This window comes from Sphingobacterium sp. ML3W, from assembly GCF_000747525.1.
Lineage (GTDB): Bacteria > Bacteroidota > Bacteroidia > Sphingobacteriales > Sphingobacteriaceae > Sphingobacterium.
Genome location: NZ_CP009278.1, coordinates 2,041,156 through 2,061,146 on the forward strand (window position 1 = coordinate 2,041,156; position 19,991 = coordinate 2,061,146).

Genomic DNA, 19,991 nt, shown 5'->3' on the forward strand with positions numbered 1-19,991 from the left:
TGGACGTTTTGGCTGGTACACTTTGCTCCATCTGGGCGTCGTTATCTTTAGGAGATGTTCTTACGGACCGTAGTGATGGTTGCTATCGGTACAGTTGTGAGCTTCCTAACGAGTCGATTGTTGGGAAGGTACCGGAAAAAGTAAACCAATAGGATTGAGTAATCGATTAGCCTCTCACCTGATGTGGGAGGCTATTCATGGGTTTACCTATTTGTGATACGCTGTGAGTTTGCATATCGTTTGATTAAATTATTAGATGTTGCAAAGGGCTTTAGTTTTTAAGTTTGAATATCAGGTAATTACGGCATTAAGGCTATTGATATTAGTTTTTGAGCTAAAAATGTTAGTATATTTGAAAGGACTTCTTTATACCAAAGGGTAGAAGTGGTCAGCGGATATGGATGATAGTTTTAAGGTATGGAACGGAATATAGTACATTGTGATCTCGACACATTTTTTGTGTCGGTCGAGCGTTTGCTCAACGTTGCTTTGGTGGACAGACCTGTGCTTATCGGGGGAACTTCCGACCGCGGTGTGGTGGCATCATGCTCATATGAAGCCCGTAAGTACGGAGTGCATAGTGCCATGCCGATGCGGTTGGCTTTACGGATGTGTCCCGAAGCTATCGTGGTACGTGGTGACCATGATCGTTATAGCCAATATTCTTCCATGGTGACCGAGATTATCGAAGAGTGTACGCCTGTGGTCGAAAAGGCCAGTATTGATGAACACTATCTGGATGTGACGGGGATGGACCGTTTCTTTGGCTGCTGGCAGTGGACTCAGGAATTGCGACAGCGTATTATTCGGGAGACCGGTCTACCGATCAGCTTCGGTCTTTCGGTCAATAAAACCGTGAGCAAGATTGCCACTGGTCAAGCGAAACCCAGTAATGAACTTTATGTAAAAGGGGGTACCGAAAAGGGATTTTTAGCACCGTTATCGATCCGTAAGATCCCGATGGTGGGTGAGAAATCTTTTTCCTTGCTACGCAATATGGGGATCAACAAGATCGGCACCTTACAACAGATGGAAGTCTTCACCATGCAGCGGGTGCTAGGGGAGAACGGTGTCAATATTTGGCGAAAAGCCAATGGGCAGGATGATTCTCCGGTATTGCCCTTCCGCGAGCAGAAGTCCATGAGTAAGGAGACCACCTTTCCGCAAGACACCATCGATATGGAGGTTCTACGCCGTACTTTGATCGGCATGATCGATACCTTGGCTTTCGATCTTCGTAAGGATCAGAAGCTCACCAGTTGCATCACGCTCAAGATCCGATACAGCAATTTCGATACCCATACCCAACAGGTGAAGGTCGGTTTCACCAACTCCGATCGGCTGATCACTGAAAAGGTGATGGCGCTGTTCAAAAAGTTGTATAGCCGTAGGATGTTGATCCGTTTGATCGGTATCAAGTTCTCCAATCTGATCTATGGTGCTTATCAGACCGACCTGTTCAATGATAGCAGTGAGGAGGTCAATCTGCTGCAGGCCATGGACAAGATCCGCCAGCGTTACGGCAGTCAATACCTCATGAAAGGTATCTGTGCACCAGAACCAATAGTCAAGAAAGGAGGCATTAAGTCTTGATTAATTGCATGCCACTATGTTGATTATTGCTGCAGTACTGATATAGGTATATAAAAGGTGCTAAATTAGATTTAGAAAATTATCTCGATACTGTCTGGGCTGAAGGCCAATGACACTTTTGAATTGTTTGTTGAAATTTGTTATGGATGGATATCCACATTCGTAGCTGATCATTTCTATCGAAATGCTATCGTCTTTCAACAGTTTACAGGCATAGTTTACTCTGATTTCTTTGAGGAAATCTGAGAATGATTTATTAAGCCTAGTTTTGAAGTACCGACTAAAAGAGGTGCTTGTCATATTGGCGATTTCGGCAACTTGCTCGAGACGGATCTGCTTATCAAAGTTTTTAATAACAAAATCATATACCTTATGGATACGTTCGGTTTCGGCTTCCTTGTAGTTGATAGCCTCATCAAACTCATTGATATAACTACATGTTGTAGAAATTACTAAGGTGTCCAATATTTTTAATAATAAAATGATACTTTCTAATCCTTCTGTATTTAATAGCTCAAACATCATCTCTCCGATGATCGTTCTGGTTTCTCCCTTAATTTCAATACCTAGATTACTTTTATTGAAGAAATTTTTCAGTTTATAGAACTCTGCTTTGCCATAGATCTCTTCAGAAAAAAAATTGTTATGAAAATAAATGACAATTACAGAGGTATCTAATTGGCTGTCTTTTTTGAAATAGGATAAATGGTTTTTCCACACGTGCGGTAGATTGGGACCGATAAATACCATGTCATTGGCATGGAAGGGCTGCAGACTATTGCCTACGATCCGATTGCCCTCTCCCTTTATGACATAAGAAAGCTGAAATTCTGGATGCGCATGGAAGGTAGGGTCAAAATGGGGTTCATCAATCCTTTTTATTGAAAAAGCTTTATTCTCTGGAATAAGTGATTTTGAAATAACTCTCTTATCTAGCATTATAATTTCTGTTTGTCAATACAAATCTAATGAAAAATGATACAATATGTCTTAAACTTGATAAAATAGCTAAGTTCGAAGCTCTGACATATATCTATATTTGCTTATAACAATTATAGATAAATCCAAATATCATCTAAATCATGAAGAACATATTAAGACTTTTACTTTTATTTTTAGTGTTTTTTACCTCCTGTCAACCTGATAAACCTAGGCGAGCAGAAGTACTATTTATTGGTGCGGGAAATGAAAAGTCATCTAATCAAGCTACTTGGTTAGGTGTCGAACTTTTTAAATCGGGCATCAATTTAACCTATAGTGATACCTTATCAAGCTTGGATCTTGAGTACCTAGATAAATTTGATGGCGTTGTATTATTAGTCAATCAGCAAGAATTAAGTGCCGATAAGGAACAGGCATTAAAGAAATTTCTTGAAAAAGGAAAAGGGGTCGTCGCATTGAACTCTTCTGCTAATTCATTCAAAAACTCGGAATGGTTTACCGATTTAGTGCAGGGTGGTTTTGATGATCTGGGTGATGGAGAAGTTACTGTTTCAATTGCAGATGCTAAAAACATGCTGGATTCATCTGTCAATAATATCAAGGTCAATAACGAAAAGTATGCGTTTAAATCTAAGACGAGCAACCATAACGTGATTGGAACTGCAGATGTAAATGGCGAGAAACAAAACTATATCTGGTATAGTGAAGAGGGTAATGGTCGGTTTTTATATCAAGCATTAGGAAAGAATGATGAAACCTGGAAAAACCTACACTTTTTAAAGGTATTAAGCAGCGGGATATGGTGGTCGCTTGGAGAAAAGGTGCGTCGATTGGTAGATGAATTGGCTGTTCCACATGTGAGTATATATCCAGATTCTATAGCTGATTTTACAGCACGATATGATGTGCCTAGAGTCCAAGACCCTCTTACTCCTGAGGAGTCTATGAAATTGATTCAAACACCATTGGATTTTGAACTAAAACTTTTTGCATCGGAACCTAATATCACCAACCCTATGGCGATGAGTTGGGATGAAAGAGGGCGTTTGTGGGTGATAGAAGCAGTGGATTATCCCAATAATTTTGAAAAGATTAAAGGTAAAGGAAATGATCGAATTGTGATCTGTGAAGATACCGATGGTGATGGGGTGGCGGATAAGTTTACGGAGTTTGCCAAAGGCCTTAATATAGCTACGAGTTTAACATTTGCGAATGATGGTGTGATCGTTTCCATGGCTCCTGATTTCGTCTTCTTAAAAGATACGGATGGTGATGATGTGGCCGATCAAGAAGAAGTAATCATGACCGGGTGGAGTAAAGGGGATACACATGCTGGACCATCAAATTTACAATATGGATTTGATAATAAAATCTGGGGCGTTACCGGATATGCAGGGTATAATGGTGTCATTAATGGTGAAAAGCATATTTTTTCGCAGGGTCTGTACCGATTAAATTCAGACGGTTCTGATTTTGAATATTTAGCGACAACTGGTAATAACACCTGGGGACTGGGTATGTCTGAAGATAATAACGTTTTTATATCGACTGCAAATAACACGCATTCTGCATTCTATTCGATGCCCGAAAAATATTTACAAAGACGGGTGGAAAATATACCGGGTGTCAATCCAATCAATGCTATTCAAAAAATTGATAACCATTATGAGGTACATGCCTTAACACCTAACCTTAGACAGGTAGATGTAGTGGGTGGCTTCACCTCTGCAGCTGGACATCATATGTATACCGCAAGAGATTTTCCGCAATCTTATTGGAACAGTGTCGCATTTGTGAATGAACCTACGGTACGATTGATCCATAATGCAATCATTGAAAAAGATGGTGCTGGTTTCAAAGAAAAAGATGGTTGGAATCTATTGGCTAGTTCGGACGAATGGTTTGGACCTGTTCACTCTGAAGTAGGGCCAGATGGTGCAGTGTGGGTGTTAGATTGGTATAATTTTATTATTCAACACAATGTTTTTGTTCCTGCTCAAGCACCTTCAGAAAAAGTACTTCCTTTTAAAGATCAGGTTGGAGGACCGGGAAATGCATTTGAGAGCGACTTGAGAGATAAAAAGCATGGTCGGGTATATCGTGTGGTATATAAAAATGCCAAGCATAATGAAAGTTTCAAACTCTCTAAGGATAATCCCAAAGAACTCATAAAAGCATTAAACAGTAAGAATAAATTCTGGAGAACACATGCGCAAAGACTTTTGGTAGAACGCAAAAAAGCGGATGTTAAACAAGATCTGATCAAGATCATTAACAACAAGTCTGTCGACGAGATAGGGTTGAATGCACCAGCTATCCATGCGATCTGGACGTTGAAAGGCTTGGGATTGTTAACAGATGAAGAAGTGAATGATGCGTTATTAACGGCATTGTCCCATCCGTCTGCAGGGGTAAGGAAAGCAGCTGTTCAGGTCTTGGATCTGAATGCTAAAAGCTTTGATAAAATAGCTAAATCAAAGATTTTTGAAGATAAAAATTTAAATACCAGATTAGCAGCATTTGTTAAAATTGCAGATTCAGCACCTTTTGCAGAAATAAGTACCGTGTTAAAGGCTGCGATCAATGATCCCGCGAATGCGCAGGACAAGTGGTTGTCGCCCGCTTTATTTGCTGCGATTCAGACCAATCACAGTCATATGTCCAACTCAACTGATCAGGTATCAAACAATACGTATGAGAAACAGATCAATCAAGCATTGGGTGAAGAGATCTATACGCTTGGAAGGAAAAACCGAGTGCAGTTTTCACCAAATGTTAGGGATAAGGATATCATCATAGAAACGGAGGTTTTGCGCCGTGATCAGGATCCATACAAAGGATTGATTATAGGGCAAGGTGATGCCAAGGATGGTTTTGCTTTATATATGCAGGGAAACAAATTGTTCTGGGAAGTTTTTAATGATGGACAGAAATATAGTATCTCATCATCAGATGGAATTGGGAATGCTTTTAAAGTGAATGCCAGTATAACTGAAAAGGATGGTTTAAGTCTTTATGTCAATAACAGGTTAGTGGGGCAAATGAAAGAAGTGAAACCCTTCAAGAAACCACTAAAATCCTACCTGCGTTCTGGTGAAGATCTGGATGAATCAGTAGCATTGACCAAGTATGACCATGGTTCTGAATTTATTGGAAATATCAGTGAAATTAAAGTTAAGCTCCAATTGAACGGTGGGCATGTGCATGATCATATGCATATGGCAAGTGCTGTGGAAGTAAACCAAAATGAGGCTCCGGCTGAAGTAATTGTTATAAAAGCGATAAAAGATATCATGCAATATGATAAGCGGTCGATCACCGTGAAAGCCGGTAAGCAGATTACATTGATCATGGAGAACCCTGATGGGATGCCGCATAACCTGGTTATTATCAAACCCGGGACAACGGAAATAGTCGGTAAAGCAGCGGATGAAATGCTGCAGGCTTCTTCAGCAGCAGAAAAGGATTATATACCAGAGGTCAGTGAGGTACTTTTTCATACCAAACTGGTTAACCCTGGACAAAGCTATACGCTGAAATTTCAAGCACCAAAAGAAAAAGGTGAATACCCGTTTATCTGTACATTTCCAGGGCATTGGAGAGGGATGAACGGAATCATGAGAGTTGTGGATTAATATAAACTAAAACGGATGAAATATAAATCAGTAATGCTATTACTTGCTATAGTAGTAAGTAGTATAGGGTCTTTATGTGCGAAAACAATGGCACCTTCTTTTGATAACCAGCAAAAGAAGAAAAATGTATTAGTTGTTGGAGGTGGTGGATCGCACGATTTTGATCGCTGGTACAAGATAGAGGATACGAAATTGATCAATACGATGGCAGATGTAAATGCAATCTATACAGATAATACCGATTCGATACGCTTCTATTTGAAAACGACCGATCTATTGGTGTTAACCAATAATCAACCTATCTCAAAAGCGTCTCAAGTAGCGATTGAAAAATTTGTAGCACAGGGTAAACCCTTGATCTTACTTCATGCTGCAGTATGGTACAATTGGGAAGACTGGTCTAAATATAACTTGGAATATGTAGGAGGGGGGAGCAAAAGCCACGAAAATTTTCAAGAAATCAAAAATATCGTCGTGAATACCGCGCACCCGATCAATCAAGGAGTTTCGCCGGAATTTACATTTAAAGACGAACTATACCGCCACGAACCTAACGCTACGGGTAAGGGTATCGATGTATTGGTTATTAGCCAATCGTTAGAAACGGCTAAAGTTTATCCGGCTGTATTCACGGTCAACCATGATAAAGCTAGAATTGTAGGCATTACACTGGGTCATGATGAACATAGTCATTTAAATAAAGACTATAGAAAAATATTAATAAACGCGATCCATTGGGCATTAAATATATAATCTAAATAAATAATAAAAATGAAAAAAATCACTGTCGTTATCGTAGGAATGGGATTTGGAAAAGAGTTTATACCCATTTATCAAAAACTTCCTAATATCAAAGCTGTAGGTATTTGTACTAGAAATCCTGAAACACTGAAAGAATTAAAAGAGAAGTTCAATTTAGACGATGATTTACTGTTTACAGATTTTAATGAAGTCATTAAAAGAGATGATGTGGATGCCATTCATGTGGTAACACCTGTTCCAGAGCATGCTAAGATGACATTAGCCTCTTTAAATGCGAATAAACATACAGCATGTACCATACCGATGGCGATGACGGTAGCCGATTGTCAGGCTATTGTTGAAGCTAAGAAAAGAGTCAACAAAGTGTATATGATGATGGAAACAGCTTTGTATACCAGAGAGTTTTTGTATGGATTGAAACTTGCCGATACGGGTAAATTGGGGAAAATACAATTTGTAAGAGGTTCGCATATCCAAGATATGAGTATGGAAGGATGGGCAGAATATTGGAAAGGTTACCCACCGATGTTGAATGGTACACATGCTATTTCACCTTTGCTCCGTATCAATAATACGATAGCCGAATCTGTTGTCTGTCATGGATCGGGTCAATTAAGTGATGATTTGGCAAAACGCTATAATTCTCCATTTGCTGTTGAAACCGCAACTTTTAAATTGAAAGATTCGAATGTTGTTGCTGAAGCAACTCGATCATTATTCGACGTGGTGAGGCAGTACCGTGAAAGTTACGATGTATATGGTGATAAAATGTCTTTCGAGTGGGAACAATTGCAGGATGAACAGCATGTTATTTTCGATGGTGGTGAAAATGCTGTACGTATGGAAGCCCCAGATACAGATGATCTATTGATACCGGAAATTGCAGATTTTACAAAAAGAGAGCGAATAGACGATCCAAATCATGTTTCTTTCTTACAAGGAGCTGGTCACGGTGGTTCCCATCCTCATTTAGTGCAAGAATTTGTAGCAGCTATTGTGGAAGGTAGAGATTCTGCAGTTGATGCTGTTTTAGCTGCAAATTATACTTGTGCTGGAATTTGTGCACATAAGTCGGCCATGAAAGGTGGAATTAGGGTAGAGATACCATCATTTGATTAAAGTAAAACTATGAAAATTGGAATTAGCTCTTTTGTATGGGTGTCGCCATACGCAGCAGATCATATTGATATTCTATATAAAGCAAAAGACTATGGCTATGATGTCATGGAGATTGCTATCGAAGATCTATCCTTGATCGATGTCAAGCAACTTAAGAAAGTCGCACGTGAGGTTGGTTTAAATCTGTCTGTGAGTGGTGCATTTGGTACAGAAAGAGATATTTCAAGTGAACATAGCAGTTATCGAAAAATTGGTCTTTCTTACATTAAGGATTGTATTGCAATCGCTAATGAGTTAGAAAGTCCAATTTTTGGTGGACCTCTTTACTCTGCTGTTGGGAAAACAAGATTGGTTTCCAAAGAGCAAAAGGAGATGGAACGCAACTTCTGTTTGGAAAATTTACTTGAAGCAACGAAATATGCAAAAGAGCATGGTGTGGTATTAGCGTTGGAACCGTTAAACCGTTTTGAAACGGATATGATCAATACGGTAGACCAAGCCCTCGAATTGATCAATGAAATAAATGACCCTTCTTTAAAGATCTTGTTGGATACTTTTCATGCTAATATCGAAGAAAAAAGTATCGTTAATTCCATCCATCTATTAGGTGATAAGCTTGCCCATGTCCAAGGTAATGAAAACGATAGAGGTACACCGGGTACTGGACAGGTCGATTGGGAAGGGATAAGAGATGCGTTGAACCAAATTGGTTATCAGGGAAGTGTTGTTTTAGAGACTTTCGGATCGCCTTCTAAAGAATTGGCCAGAGCTGCAAGTATTTGGCGTCCATTGGCTGAAAGCTCAGATATTCTAGCGCGTGACGGGGCAACCTTCTATACAAAAATCTTTAAAAATAACCCATAATAATTATGACTGCTGATCAAGAAATTGTCAATACAAACAATGATAGAAAGAGTACCCTTTTCTGGGGTTGTTTTATTGTATTAGTGGCATCTGCTTTTGGATTTGTTTTCAGATCCTTTCTTATGCCTACATGGGCGACGATGTTCGACTTAAGTAAAACGCAACAGGGAGAAATATTTGGTGTCAGTTTTTGGCCATTTGCATTGAGTATAGTTGCTTTCAGTTTGATCATCGATAAGATTGGCTATAAGAAATCGATGATATTTGCATTTATCTGCCATTTGATTTCGGTGGTGTTGACCATTTTTGCAACGGGATATTGGATGCTATATGCAGGGACGTTCTTCTTTGCGCTAGGAAATGGAGCTGCCGAAGCAGTGATCAATCCGGTTGTAGCATCGCTATATCCGAAAGAAAAAACAAAGTGGCTTAATATTTTGCATGCGGGATGGCCGATGGGTATTGCGATATCTGGTTTATTGGGCATCGGGCTTTTAGCGATGGATATCAACTGGAGAATCGTGATTGGTTTTATATTGATACCAGCAGTTGCATACGGAGCCTTGATTATCAATCAAAAATTTCCGGTAAATGAGCGGGTAAAAGCCGGAGTTGGGTATCTGGAAATGTTAAAAGAAGTTGGTGTCTTGGGGGCCCTGATCATTGTCACATTATGTGTCTTCGAATTAGGCACTTTGTTTCATTGGGATTATAAATTTAATATTTTTCTAACTGTAGCAATCGTTGCTGTATTTGGATATTATGTCCGGTCTTGGGGCAAGGGACTTTTTGTTCTGCTCTTATTGGCTATGGTACCGCTAGCTACAATGGAGTTGGGTACGGATAGCTGGATTACAGATCTAATGACTCCTGAAATGAGCAAAATGGGATTTCAAGGAGGCTGGGTATTGGTCTTTACTGCGATAATTATGACAGTATTACGGATGTATTCAGGTGTAGTGGTTAAATTCTTATCACCACTAGCGATACTATCCATCAGTGCTCTGGTGTCTGCAGTGGGACTACAACTATTATCGATTTCTTCTGGTCTTTACATTCTTTTAGCTGCTGTGTTATACGCTTTTGGAAAGACCTATCTCTGGGGAACGATGTTGGGTGTAGTATCCGAGCGTTTTCCAAAAGGGGGTGCTTTAGCATTGAATATCACAAGCGCTGTAGGTCAACTTGGAGTTGGGATCATTGGAGCTGTGTTTTTAGGCTATATCCAAGATAGCAATATTGACAAGAAACTGGTCGAATATGATCAGGTTAACAATACGCAATACCATGAAAAACTGGTAACTGGGACGAGGTCAAGTATTTTTGGAGAATATAAAACGATTGATTATGCACATGTATCATCTCTCGATGAAACAAGTCAGCAAGTGGTGGAGCAGATGGAAAATCAAGCTAAGAAATCGGCGTTATCAACCGTTTCTCTACTTCCGATCGGTTTATTTGTATTCTTTATTTTATTAATCATTTACTTCAATAAGAAAGGAGGGTATAAACCTATAGATATTGTTTAATTGTTGAAAATAGTCTTTTTGAACCGAAAGATTATTTGAAGTGTTTTTGCAAGTCTGCTTTGCAAAAACACTTAAACTTTATAACCAAAAATAAATTTAAAATTATGATTAAGTTTTTCTTTAAGGTTAAGTTCCTTTTGAAGGTACTCAATCTAAAAACAGACTGTGCACGTTATTTTGTTCTTATTTCCAGCATTTGTTCCATAAACCTAGCATCTGCCCAAAATAGAGAAATAAAAGGTGCTGTCAAAAGTGCTGATGGTACGCCATTGTATGGCGCATCAGTTCTGGTCAAAGGAACCAGTGCTGGAACATCGACCAACGATGCCGGTGGGTTTTCTCTAAATATGAACCCCACTAATGCGACCCTAGTTGTCAGTTATAAGGGTTATGAAACGAAAGAAATCCAGCTGAATGCTTCAACCCAAAATTTGGACATTACATTAGCTTCTAGTGGTCCAGAATATATTGATGAAGTTGTAGTGACTGGCTTTGGTTTGACTCAGAAAAAGGAATCATTAACTTCGGCAATCTCCACATTGGGATCCAATGATATCAAGCGTTCCACTGCTTCAACGACTTCAGGTGCTCTTGTAGGAAAAATTCCAGGTCTAAATTCTAGGCAATCTGACGGCCGTCCAGGCTCAAGTACAGCATTACAGATTCGAAACATGGGCGATCCATTATATGTGATCGATGGCGTTCAAAAAGATGCGGGTCAATTTAATAATCTGGATTTTAACGATATTGAAAGCGTATCCGTTTTAAAGGATGCATCAGCATCTATCTACGGAGTACGTGCCGCAAACGGAGTGATTGTTGTGACAACAAAAAGAGGTAAGAAAAACTCCGCAAATACGGTTAACTTAATTGCTAATTATGGCTTTCAAAACTTATCCACATTTCCTAAGCCTGCAGATGCTGCGACATACATTCAAAACTATATCCAATCTGAAACGGTACAAGGTATAAAGGATTATAAGTATTCGGCTTCTGATTTCGAAAAATGGAAAGCGGGTACTGAAAAAGGTTATGTGCCCTTTGATTGGCAGGATTACATTTGGAAAACTTCTCCGCAACAGTATTATTCTGTAAATGCTTCAGGGGGGTCGGAAGATATCAACTATTATTTTAGTGCTGGCCATATGAATCAGGAGTCCATGATTGTTAATTATGGCGGTTTTGAAAGAACCAATGTGCAGATGAATGTAGATGCTCAGATTTCCAAAAAACTTAAGGTGGGCGCATCATTAAACGCACGGTATGAAAACCGGACGAATCCTGGAGTACCTGGTGCCGACGATTATTGGTTACCTATTTTTGCGACCTATAGAAATTTACCTACAGCGAGACCTTTTGCAAATGATAATCCTGATTATCCAACATTAACATCAACAGATCCAGGGACAAATTTTGCTTGGTTAAATTATGATCTGTCTGGAAAATATACAGAGACATGGCGTGTTGCTCAGTTAAATTTCAATGCTGAATATGATATTATTGATGGCCTGAAAGCAAAGGCTTTGGTGGGGTATTATTATGCCAATCAGAAATTAGATAACCATGAGTACACCTACAAATTATATGGATATGATGACGCAACGGATACGTACCCGGTTATTTTTGAGAATAATAATCCTTGGCGCGAAAGGAGAATGGGGCATAATGAAGAGCTTACTTCCAATTTTCAACTTGCGTATACGAAGGTGTTCGATAAACATAATCTGAATGTGATCGGTGGTTTTGAAACCATTATTAGAAATACGCCAACAACTTGGGTGCATTCCATTCCAACGGCAAACTCATTGAACTTGATCGATTATGAAACCATGGATACCTATGACGATAATGGAAATAGGACCGAAGGCCGATTAGGGTACCTAGCTCGAATTAATTACGACTACAGTAGTAAATATCTCGTAGAACTTTCGGGAAGGTATGATGGTTCTTGGAAATTTGCTCCGGGGCAACGTTGGGGCTTTTTCCCATCAGCTTCTTTGGGATGGAGAGCATCAGCAGAAAATTTCTGGAAGGATAATGCGGTACTAAGTAAAATCAATGATTTTAAATTGAGAGCATCTTATGGTTTGTTAGGGGATGATAAAATTGAGGTGAATAATGAAGCTGTTTATAATGCATTTGATTATTTACCAGGTTATGATTATAAATCAGGGGGTTCTGTGATCGATGGCAAATATGTTATTGGCTCACAACCTAGAGGGTTACCGGTGACGACATTATCATGGATCAGAGCGAAAATATTGGATATCGGGGTAGATTTCTCTGCTGTCAACTCTAAGTTAACGGGTAGTTTTGACTATTTCAGACGGATTAGAACAGGTTTGCCTGAAAGAAGATACGATATTTTATTGCCATCTGAAGTGGGATTTAATTTGCCGTATGAAAATCTGAATTCGGATGTTCATAAAGGTGTTGAAGGAATGATAAGATGGTCTGACCGCATAGGTGAATTGACCTATAGCGTAGCTGCTAATGCCACCTACTCGAGGTTTTACGATTGGAGTCAATACAAACCTAGATTTAGCAATTCGTGGAATGTTTATAGAAACTCCCTGAATGAACGTTTTGGCTATATCAATTGGGGGCTAGAGTCTGACGGGCAATTTCAAAGTTGGGAGGAGATAGCAAATTGGAAAATTGATAACGATAGACAGGGGAATAAAACTTTACGTCCTGGCGATATCAAGTATGTGGATAACAATGGAGATGGTGTTATCAATGGAATGGATGAACGCCCTATTGGTTATCGTCAAGATGCTACACCTATCTTAAATTTTGGTCTTAATTTTTCATTTGGATGGAAGAATTTTGACCTGGCTTTTGATCTAACAGGTGGCGGATTGAATTCATGGTATCAAGAGAGCGAACAAAGAAATCCTTTTCATGATGGTGGAAACAATGCGCAATATTACATGGAAGATACTTGGAGACTGAAAGATATATACGACCCAAATAGTGAATTGATACCGGGTAAGTATCCGATGTTATTGATCGGGAATTCTTCACACAGTAATTATTGGAACAGTGATTTCTGGAAACATAATGTGAAATATATTAAACTACGGAATCTAGAATTTGGATACTCACTGCCAGAGAGTTTGCTGAAAAGAGTAAATATCAAAAGAACGAGGGTGTATTTCTCTGGGCAAAATCTGTTTACAATCTCGAATTTAAAAGGGGTAGATCCAGAGATAAATGCAACCAATGGTCTTGTATATCCAACCACTAGGATTTTCAATTTTGGTCTGAATATGACTTTTTAATTGTACTGTTTGATTTAAAAAGATGAATATGAAAAAGTTATTTAGTAATAAATTTATATTATTGGCTCTTGTCGGGTTGCTGTCCACGGGTTGTAACGATATACTTGATCAAGATCCGGATAAAATAATAACTGACGAACAGGTGTTTGGTGATGAGATCATGATTAATTCTGTTCTAGCGAATTTTTATGGACGTGTTCAATGGGGGCAAAGTACGTCAGACGGCTATGGCTATACCCTTTTAGATGAGGCCGGGAAATCAGACGGAGGTCCTGATAATATTCAAAACTATGCCGACGATCTATGGCGGATCTATGATTATACACTCATTCGAAATATCAATCAGTTTTTAGTAGGTCTGAGGAGTGCGAATGCACTTAACGCCGATAAGAAACTAGCTTACGAAGCCGAAGCACGATTTTTAAGAGCTTGGACCTATTTTAATATGGCTCGAGGTTTAGGTGGAATGCCAATAGTGGGGGATGATGTTTTTGAATATTCACCTGGAAAAGATATTACAGCCCTTCAATATGCCCGTTCTACAGAATCGGAGGTCTACACCTATATCATGAAAGAGATTGATGAAATCAATGAACACTTAGGTGATAGTCCGACGATAAATGCCGCTCGAATAAATAAGTGGGGGGCATTGATGCTTAAAGCCAGGGCAGCGGTATATGCAGGGTCATTGGCCAATTATAACAATAAAATGGCCAGCCCTATTAAAACGACTGGTGGAGAAGTGGGTATACCGGCATCGGAAGCACAGAAATTTTATGAAGCAGCACTGGCCACAGCTGAACAGGTGATCAATAGTGGAAAATACCAATTAAGTCTTAAAAAACCGGATGACTTAAGTCGTAATTTTTACGAAGCTATAAATATAAAAGAGAATAATGTTGAAGTGATCTGGGCAAGAGATTATAAGTATCCAGGACAAACTGTTGATTTTACCAAAAATAATATTCCAGCATCTCATGCTGAAGATATCGATCGTGCTTACGCAGGTCCGATTTTAAATTTAGTAGAAGACTTTGAATATATCAATGATAGAGATGGTGTTCTCAAGAATAAGGATAATCAAGGTAATTACATCTTCTATGATACTCCATTGGCTATTTTTCAAGATAAAGACCCAAGATTGGAGGGGTCTATCATTCTGCCAGGATCTATATTTAAAGGTGAAGTTGTAACATTACAAGCAGGGCAAAAGATCTTACAAGGCGGAGCTTATGTTACTAAAATTGGGCAGCCGGGTACAAGTGATGGAAATGGTCTAATTACGTCAACTAATGGTCCGATTACCTCAAATCTGCAATATGTGAATAAATCTGGTTTTTTCTTTCGGAAATTTTTAGATGAAACTCCGGGTGCGTCAACTAGAGGAAGAAATAGTGAGATGTGGTTCCCTCGGTTTAGATTTGCTGAGGCTGTATTGATTGCGAGCGAGGCTGCATTCGAATTGGGTAATCAAGGTAAAGCAATAGGTTATCTGAATCAGGTCAGGTCTAGGGCGGGCTTAAATGCTCTGACGAACATGTCTCTAAATGATTTGGTGCAAGAAAGAAGAGTGGAATTTGCATTTGAAGATCATCGTTACTGGGATCTGAAGAGATGGCGATTGGCTGATAAAATATGGAATGGTTCGACACAGAATCCGGATGCCATACAGTATGCATTATTTCCTTATAAAGTGGTAGCTCCAGGCAGTCCGAATCATGGGAAATGGGTTTTTGATAAACAACCGTTTTCTAATTCACCTAATCCACGGTTTTTTCAAATGAAGAATTATTACAATTTTATCCATCAAGATTGGATAAATAATAATCCGAAAATTATTCGAAATCCTTATCAATAACTTAAAATCAAAAGATATGAAAAATATATTGATTATGATGACCGTATTATCGCTACTCTTTATAGCTTGTGGTAAAGATAACTATGATGAACCTACGTCTACAATAAGTGGTACGGTTAGCTATAAAGGAAAGCCCATTGGTGTCAGAGGAACTGGAGAAGTAGTAAAATTACAACTTTATCAGGAAGGCTTTCAACTAAAGGCACCTGTGCAGGTGTATGTGGGCCAGGATGGTAGTTTCAAGGTTAAGATTTTTGATGGTAAATATAAACTGATCGGTACAAATAATAATGGTCCATGGTTAAACAACACCGATACCATACAATTTGAATTGAAGGGAAATATCGATGTAAATTATGAAGTTGTACCTTATTTTACTATTGAAAATGTGAAATTAACATTAGGGAGTGATAAAAAACTATCTAGTAGCTTTACGATAAATAAAGTTTTTGATAATGCAACGGTCGATTATTATATGCTGCTTGTTAGTAGAACTTCTTTTGTTGATGATGGAACAAATATTTTCAGAAAAGATTATAAAGATGGCGCAACCTCGGTTAGCTTATCTGAGGATCTTAGTCAGTTAAAGGAATTGAGTGGGGATGGACCTCTTTTTGCAAGAATTGGCGTACGCGCAAATGCTGGTGACCAAGCTGTTTATTCTGAAGTCATAAAAATTAAGTAAGACTATTTGCCGATGATTTTGTAGCGTAGAAACCTAAAAGTAACGCTCTTTTCATGAGGGTAATGAAAGTCAAGCATAAATAAAGGGCTTGTACAGTTGTATGTATATACGCCCATTGAAAAGCCATGTCAAGCGATGTGGCTTTTCTATTTGAAACTAGTGCTTACTACGGTCTAATATCTTATTTATTTGAGAAATATTTCATTTTTAGAACTAATCAATCATTTTAACTTATCAAGTAAATATTTTCTATATAAATAGGGCTGGAAATATTTAAATGTTGATCTGTTGTGGCTATATGGCAACAATATTGTTTGTCTATATAACACTCTTTTAGATAATAGTTGTGACCGTAAATAACAGTTTTAAGGTCAATTATTTCAAACGATTGGAGAGGAATCGCGAGTCCTTGTCCCACAGCTTTGATAGCGGCTTCTTTTTGGGTCCAATAATCGTAAAATTCCTTCTTTTGATTAAATGTACAATTTGCTATGCGTTTCCATTCCAGCTCTGTCATTTGATTTCGAAAGTCTGATAGTGTGACATTAGCCATCTTTTCAATATCTATACCCATTTCGAATTGTTTGGAGACGGCCATAATCACAAAATCACCGGCGTGTGAAATATTAAAAAAAACGTCGTTATGGGTATACGGTTTACCAAAATTATTTACTTTTAAAGTTTTTAACTCGGAGATTTCTCCTTTGAAAACAAAATGAACAATCAAGGCAATTCCCAATAAACAGCTCAGTTGGTCGTGCCAATTACGATACTGTAAAACCCTTGATTGTTCATTTAAAGGCAACTTTTTAAAATAACTTTCAAAGTGTTCAAAAGTTATTTCTCCGGAAATGTTTGTAAAGTGTATCGTGGTATCCCTCATTTTATATAGTTGCTGTATAGTTATCAGCTAGCCTTATTCGCTATATTAAATTCCAATTTCCCAAGGTGTGTGCCATAGTTTGATTTCGCTTATCTGTAAAATGGGTGTGATATCGGTATATTGAATAGCATCATGTGTTAACATTTCTTGCGCAGGTAAAAAATTATTGTAAAAATCAGCTGTATTCTTAAAATATAAGGCACCAGTTACTTGAGTAATCCGATGATTTTCATCTGTCATACAATCGATGGTGATACCTTTTAACACACCTGAAAAAACGGATTTTGACAGCGGTACATGCTTGTTGAGGTAGTAGTCCATATCAAACCAGCTCTCCATTTTTACGGGGTAGGAAATCGTTATTTTAATCATCAGCTTAAGGTTTTTCACACTCAATTATGCTTGACAATTCGGTGTTTGTCAGGATTAAACGATTGTATCGCAATCCTGCGCGTTCCACTAAGTTTTTAAATTCACTAACGGTGCGTTCCTTTCCTTTGGTCATGGCAAAAATATTGATATCTAATAATTTTCCAGCATGAGGGGAGTTGATTTCATCGGGTAATACCGATTCTATAATGAGCAATTTGCTGCCGCTTTTCATCGATTTAAAGCATGTATCAAATATTTGAAGTACCTGTTCGTCGTTCCAATCGTGTAAAACCCACTTTGTCATGTACAGATCAGCATCTTTTGGCAAGCTTTCGAAAAAACTGCCCCCAGCAACGGAGCATCTATTTTTTAAATTCTCGGGTATATTTAATTTGGTTTGTTCGATAATATATGGTTCATCAAATACAATACCTTCGCTATTTGGGCTGGCTCGTAAAACACCAAACATCAAGGCACCATTACCTCCTCCGATGTCGACAAGGGTTTTATAAGGAGAAAAGTTATAATGTTCAGTAATACCTTCAATTACCGCTCCGGAAACTCCTGCCATAGCTTTGGTTAAGTTTTCTGCAGCTTTAGGGTGGGTTTTGTAGTAGTCCCAGACTGGCATGCCGTGAACTTGATCAAATGGAACATTGCCTGTAGATATACCGTAGGCAAGATTTCCAAAAGCGGGGAAGTGCTCACCTAGATTAGCCAATGCCCAAGGTTTTACTGAACCTGCAGTATCGGTTAGTAACGCATTTCCCAAGGCATTGATTTGAAATTTTCCATCGACTGTTTCTTCAAAAATACCTACGCTAGTTACTGCTCTAAGTAATCGATATAGCGAAGGGGCATGGGTATCGGAAATTTTTGAAAGCTCATCAATCGTTTTAGGACCATGTGCTAAGAAATCAGCGATGTTTAATTGTGCTAATGCATGTATGCTACAGGCAATCCAGTAACCGCTAATCAGCTCATACATTTTAAAGGTTGCTTCAGGTTGAATAATTGGTTTGGTCATATTATTGATTAATATAAAGTTAATTTAATTGTTAAGTAATATAGTGGTTTTGAGATAAATATAATACAATATAGGATTTATTTTGTATTATTGAATCAGTAGCGTCCTAAATAAAAATTAGGGTTAAAAAAATCTCATTATTTACCCTCAATACGCTTGTATTTTGAGTTTTTACAATGTTATACCCTCTGTTATTTTCAAAAGACACCTAATTGTCCATTTTTATCTGGGATTTTATCCTTTATAAATGGATCATTTGCCCATTTCCAAAAGTCAATTTTCACAAATATATTCATCCTGATAAAACTGACCAAATTGGATAGATTCCATTTGTAGATCACCTTGTTTTGAATGTATTTCAATAAAAGTATCCCGATCAATGCCGTCCATATCTGGATCTGAACTGCATTTTCCGAAGTTCCAATAAAGCTTGTCACCTTGAGTCTTTGTTTGAGATGTTTAAAAAAGATCTCAATCTGCCATCGCTGTTTATATATCATAGAGACCATGGCAGGTTTCCATTGCAGGTTATTGGTTAAAAATTCATACTCATTACCTGTTGTGCTGTCCAAAACGTGTACCAGTCTAAGTTTTTTGTTTCCATAACGTTTTGATGCCGTTCCCTCCAAGGTAATGATCTGATCCTTAATGATGCCGCTTTCTCGCATAGCCTCGCTCTGATAGCTCTTGTTTACGCTGTATCTCATATTGCTTTTGCTACGCGTAACAAAATAACACCCCTTGCTGTCCAAAACGTTCATCCACTGAAAATCAACGTATCCACGGTCCACAACAACGACACTTCCCTTAGGGAAAGCAAAGCTGTTTGCCTTTTTGCTTTCATGTACCTTACCATCGGTAATCTCCATGAAAACCGGAAGACAGCCATCATAATCCAGGACAGTGTGCAGTTTGGCAGCCCCTTTATTGCTGCGAAATGTGGCCCAGTCAAACATCGAAAGGCACAGTGGGATCACGCTGGCATCCATCAGGTATACCTCACGTTTCAAGGACCGTAATTCTTTTCGATGATTAACATCCTTATTCCATAGGCTGGAAAGAAGAGCAAAATATAGATCCCTAAACAGATTAAAGTCCCGATGCTCATTCATATAAGAGATACTCGATTTACTGGGTGCTCTGGAAATGCCCATATGGCTCATGTTGCCAGTAGTACTACGTAGACCATTGCTGATATCACGTACCGAATCAGAGGATGATAAATGACAGAATAACATGCTCACAAGGTGGGTCCAACTGGTAAGGCCTTTCTGATGCTTGTCACTATTGTAGCTACTTACCAGGTTTTTGAAAATATCCCGATCGATCAACGACAGAATCTGGCTAAAAACATTTATATTTATCATGGCGGTGTGTGATTTTTTCCAATTTCAAGTTAGCTATTTTTTAAATAGCTAAACACCGCCTTTTTTAACCC

Annotated in this window: 14 protein-coding genes; 9 read left to right on the forward strand and 5 right to left on the reverse strand. The window is 38.5% G+C overall.

Going from position 1 to position 19,991, the window contains the following annotated elements; genetic code table 11:
• The first annotated feature begins 417 nt into the window (after positions 1 to 417).
• Positions 418 to 1,593 carry a DNA polymerase IV gene (dinB, locus tag KO02_RS08825; protein ID WP_051959827.1) on the forward strand — a complete coding sequence of 392 codons (1,176 nt, stop codon included), beginning with the start codon at positions 418 to 420 and terminating at the stop codon, positions 1,591 to 1,593.
• A 60-nt stretch (positions 1,594 to 1,653) separates the two neighbouring features.
• On the opposite strand, the gene KO02_RS08830 is transcribed toward dinB, so the two are convergent.
• Positions 1,654 to 2,532: an AraC family transcriptional regulator gene (locus KO02_RS08830; RefSeq protein WP_038697632.1), complete on the reverse strand. Its 879-nt coding sequence runs from the start codon at positions 2,530 to 2,532 to the stop codon at positions 1,654 to 1,656.
• Between the two features lie 143 nt (positions 2,533 to 2,675).
• Here KO02_RS08830 and KO02_RS08835 point away from each other — a divergent pair, with 143 nt between their 5' ends.
• From KO02_RS08835 to KO02_RS08870, 8 genes are all read left to right on the forward strand, one after another.
• Positions 2,676 to 6,170, forward strand: a complete 3,495-nt coding sequence (locus KO02_RS08835) for a PVC-type heme-binding CxxCH protein (protein ID WP_038697633.1) — start codon at positions 2,676 to 2,678, stop codon at positions 6,168 to 6,170.
• 15 nt (positions 6,171 to 6,185) lie between these two features.
• Positions 6,186 to 6,923 carry a ThuA domain-containing protein gene (locus KO02_RS08840; RefSeq protein ID WP_038697635.1) on the forward strand — a complete coding sequence of 246 codons (738 nt, stop codon included), beginning with the start codon at positions 6,186 to 6,188 and terminating at the stop codon, positions 6,921 to 6,923.
• Positions 6,924 to 6,941: 18 nt separating this feature from the next.
• Positions 6,942 to 8,051, forward strand: a complete 1,110-nt coding sequence (locus KO02_RS08845; RefSeq protein WP_038697637.1) for a Gfo/Idh/MocA family protein — start codon at positions 6,942 to 6,944, stop codon at positions 8,049 to 8,051.
• Between the two features lie 9 nt (positions 8,052 to 8,060).
• The gene (locus KO02_RS08850; protein WP_038697639.1) at positions 8,061 to 8,915 is read left to right on the forward strand and encodes a sugar phosphate isomerase/epimerase family protein; all 855 of its coding nucleotides are present in this window, start codon (positions 8,061 to 8,063) and stop codon (positions 8,913 to 8,915) included.
• A 5-nt stretch (positions 8,916 to 8,920) separates the two neighbouring features.
• Positions 8,921 to 10,444: an MFS transporter gene (locus KO02_RS08855; protein ID WP_051959829.1), complete on the forward strand. Its 1,524-nt coding sequence runs from the start codon at positions 8,921 to 8,923 to the stop codon at positions 10,442 to 10,444.
• Between the two features lie 104 nt (positions 10,445 to 10,548).
• Positions 10,549 to 13,728 carry a SusC/RagA family TonB-linked outer membrane protein gene (locus tag KO02_RS08860; RefSeq protein ID WP_081918332.1) on the forward strand — a complete coding sequence of 1,060 codons (3,180 nt, stop codon included), beginning with the start codon at positions 10,549 to 10,551 and terminating at the stop codon, positions 13,726 to 13,728.
• 28 nt (positions 13,729 to 13,756) lie between these two features.
• Positions 13,757 to 15,586, forward strand: a complete 1,830-nt coding sequence (locus KO02_RS08865) for a RagB/SusD family nutrient uptake outer membrane protein (RefSeq protein ID WP_038702382.1) — start codon at positions 13,757 to 13,759, stop codon at positions 15,584 to 15,586.
• Positions 15,587 to 15,602: 16 nt separating this feature from the next.
• Positions 15,603 to 16,271 carry a DUF3823 domain-containing protein gene (locus tag KO02_RS08870; RefSeq protein WP_038697641.1) on the forward strand — a complete coding sequence of 223 codons (669 nt, stop codon included), beginning with the start codon at positions 15,603 to 15,605 and terminating at the stop codon, positions 16,269 to 16,271.
• Positions 16,272 to 16,497: 226 nt separating this feature from the next.
• Here KO02_RS08870 and KO02_RS08875 read toward each other — a convergent pair whose 3' ends face one another.
• The 4 genes from KO02_RS08875 to KO02_RS08890 form a co-directional block, all read right to left on the reverse strand.
• Complete coding sequence (locus KO02_RS08875) at positions 16,498 to 17,154, reverse strand: 4'-phosphopantetheinyl transferase family protein (protein WP_038697643.1); 657 nt, start codon at positions 17,152 to 17,154, stop codon at positions 16,498 to 16,500.
• Between the two features lie 45 nt (positions 17,155 to 17,199).
• Entirely contained in the window at positions 17,200 to 17,526 is a 327-nt protein-coding gene (locus KO02_RS22730) for an EthD family reductase (protein ID WP_051959830.1), read from the reverse strand.
• Between the two features lie 4 nt (positions 17,527 to 17,530).
• Complete coding sequence (locus KO02_RS08885) at positions 17,531 to 18,553, reverse strand: methyltransferase (RefSeq protein ID WP_038697645.1); 1,023 nt, start codon at positions 18,551 to 18,553, stop codon at positions 17,531 to 17,533.
• Between the two features lie 197 nt (positions 18,554 to 18,750).
• On the reverse strand, positions 18,751 to 19,920 hold the full coding sequence (locus KO02_RS08890) for an IS4 family transposase (RefSeq protein WP_038694775.1): 1,170 nt from the start codon (positions 19,918 to 19,920) through the stop codon (positions 18,751 to 18,753).
• Positions 19,921 to 19,991 lie beyond the last annotated feature (71 nt).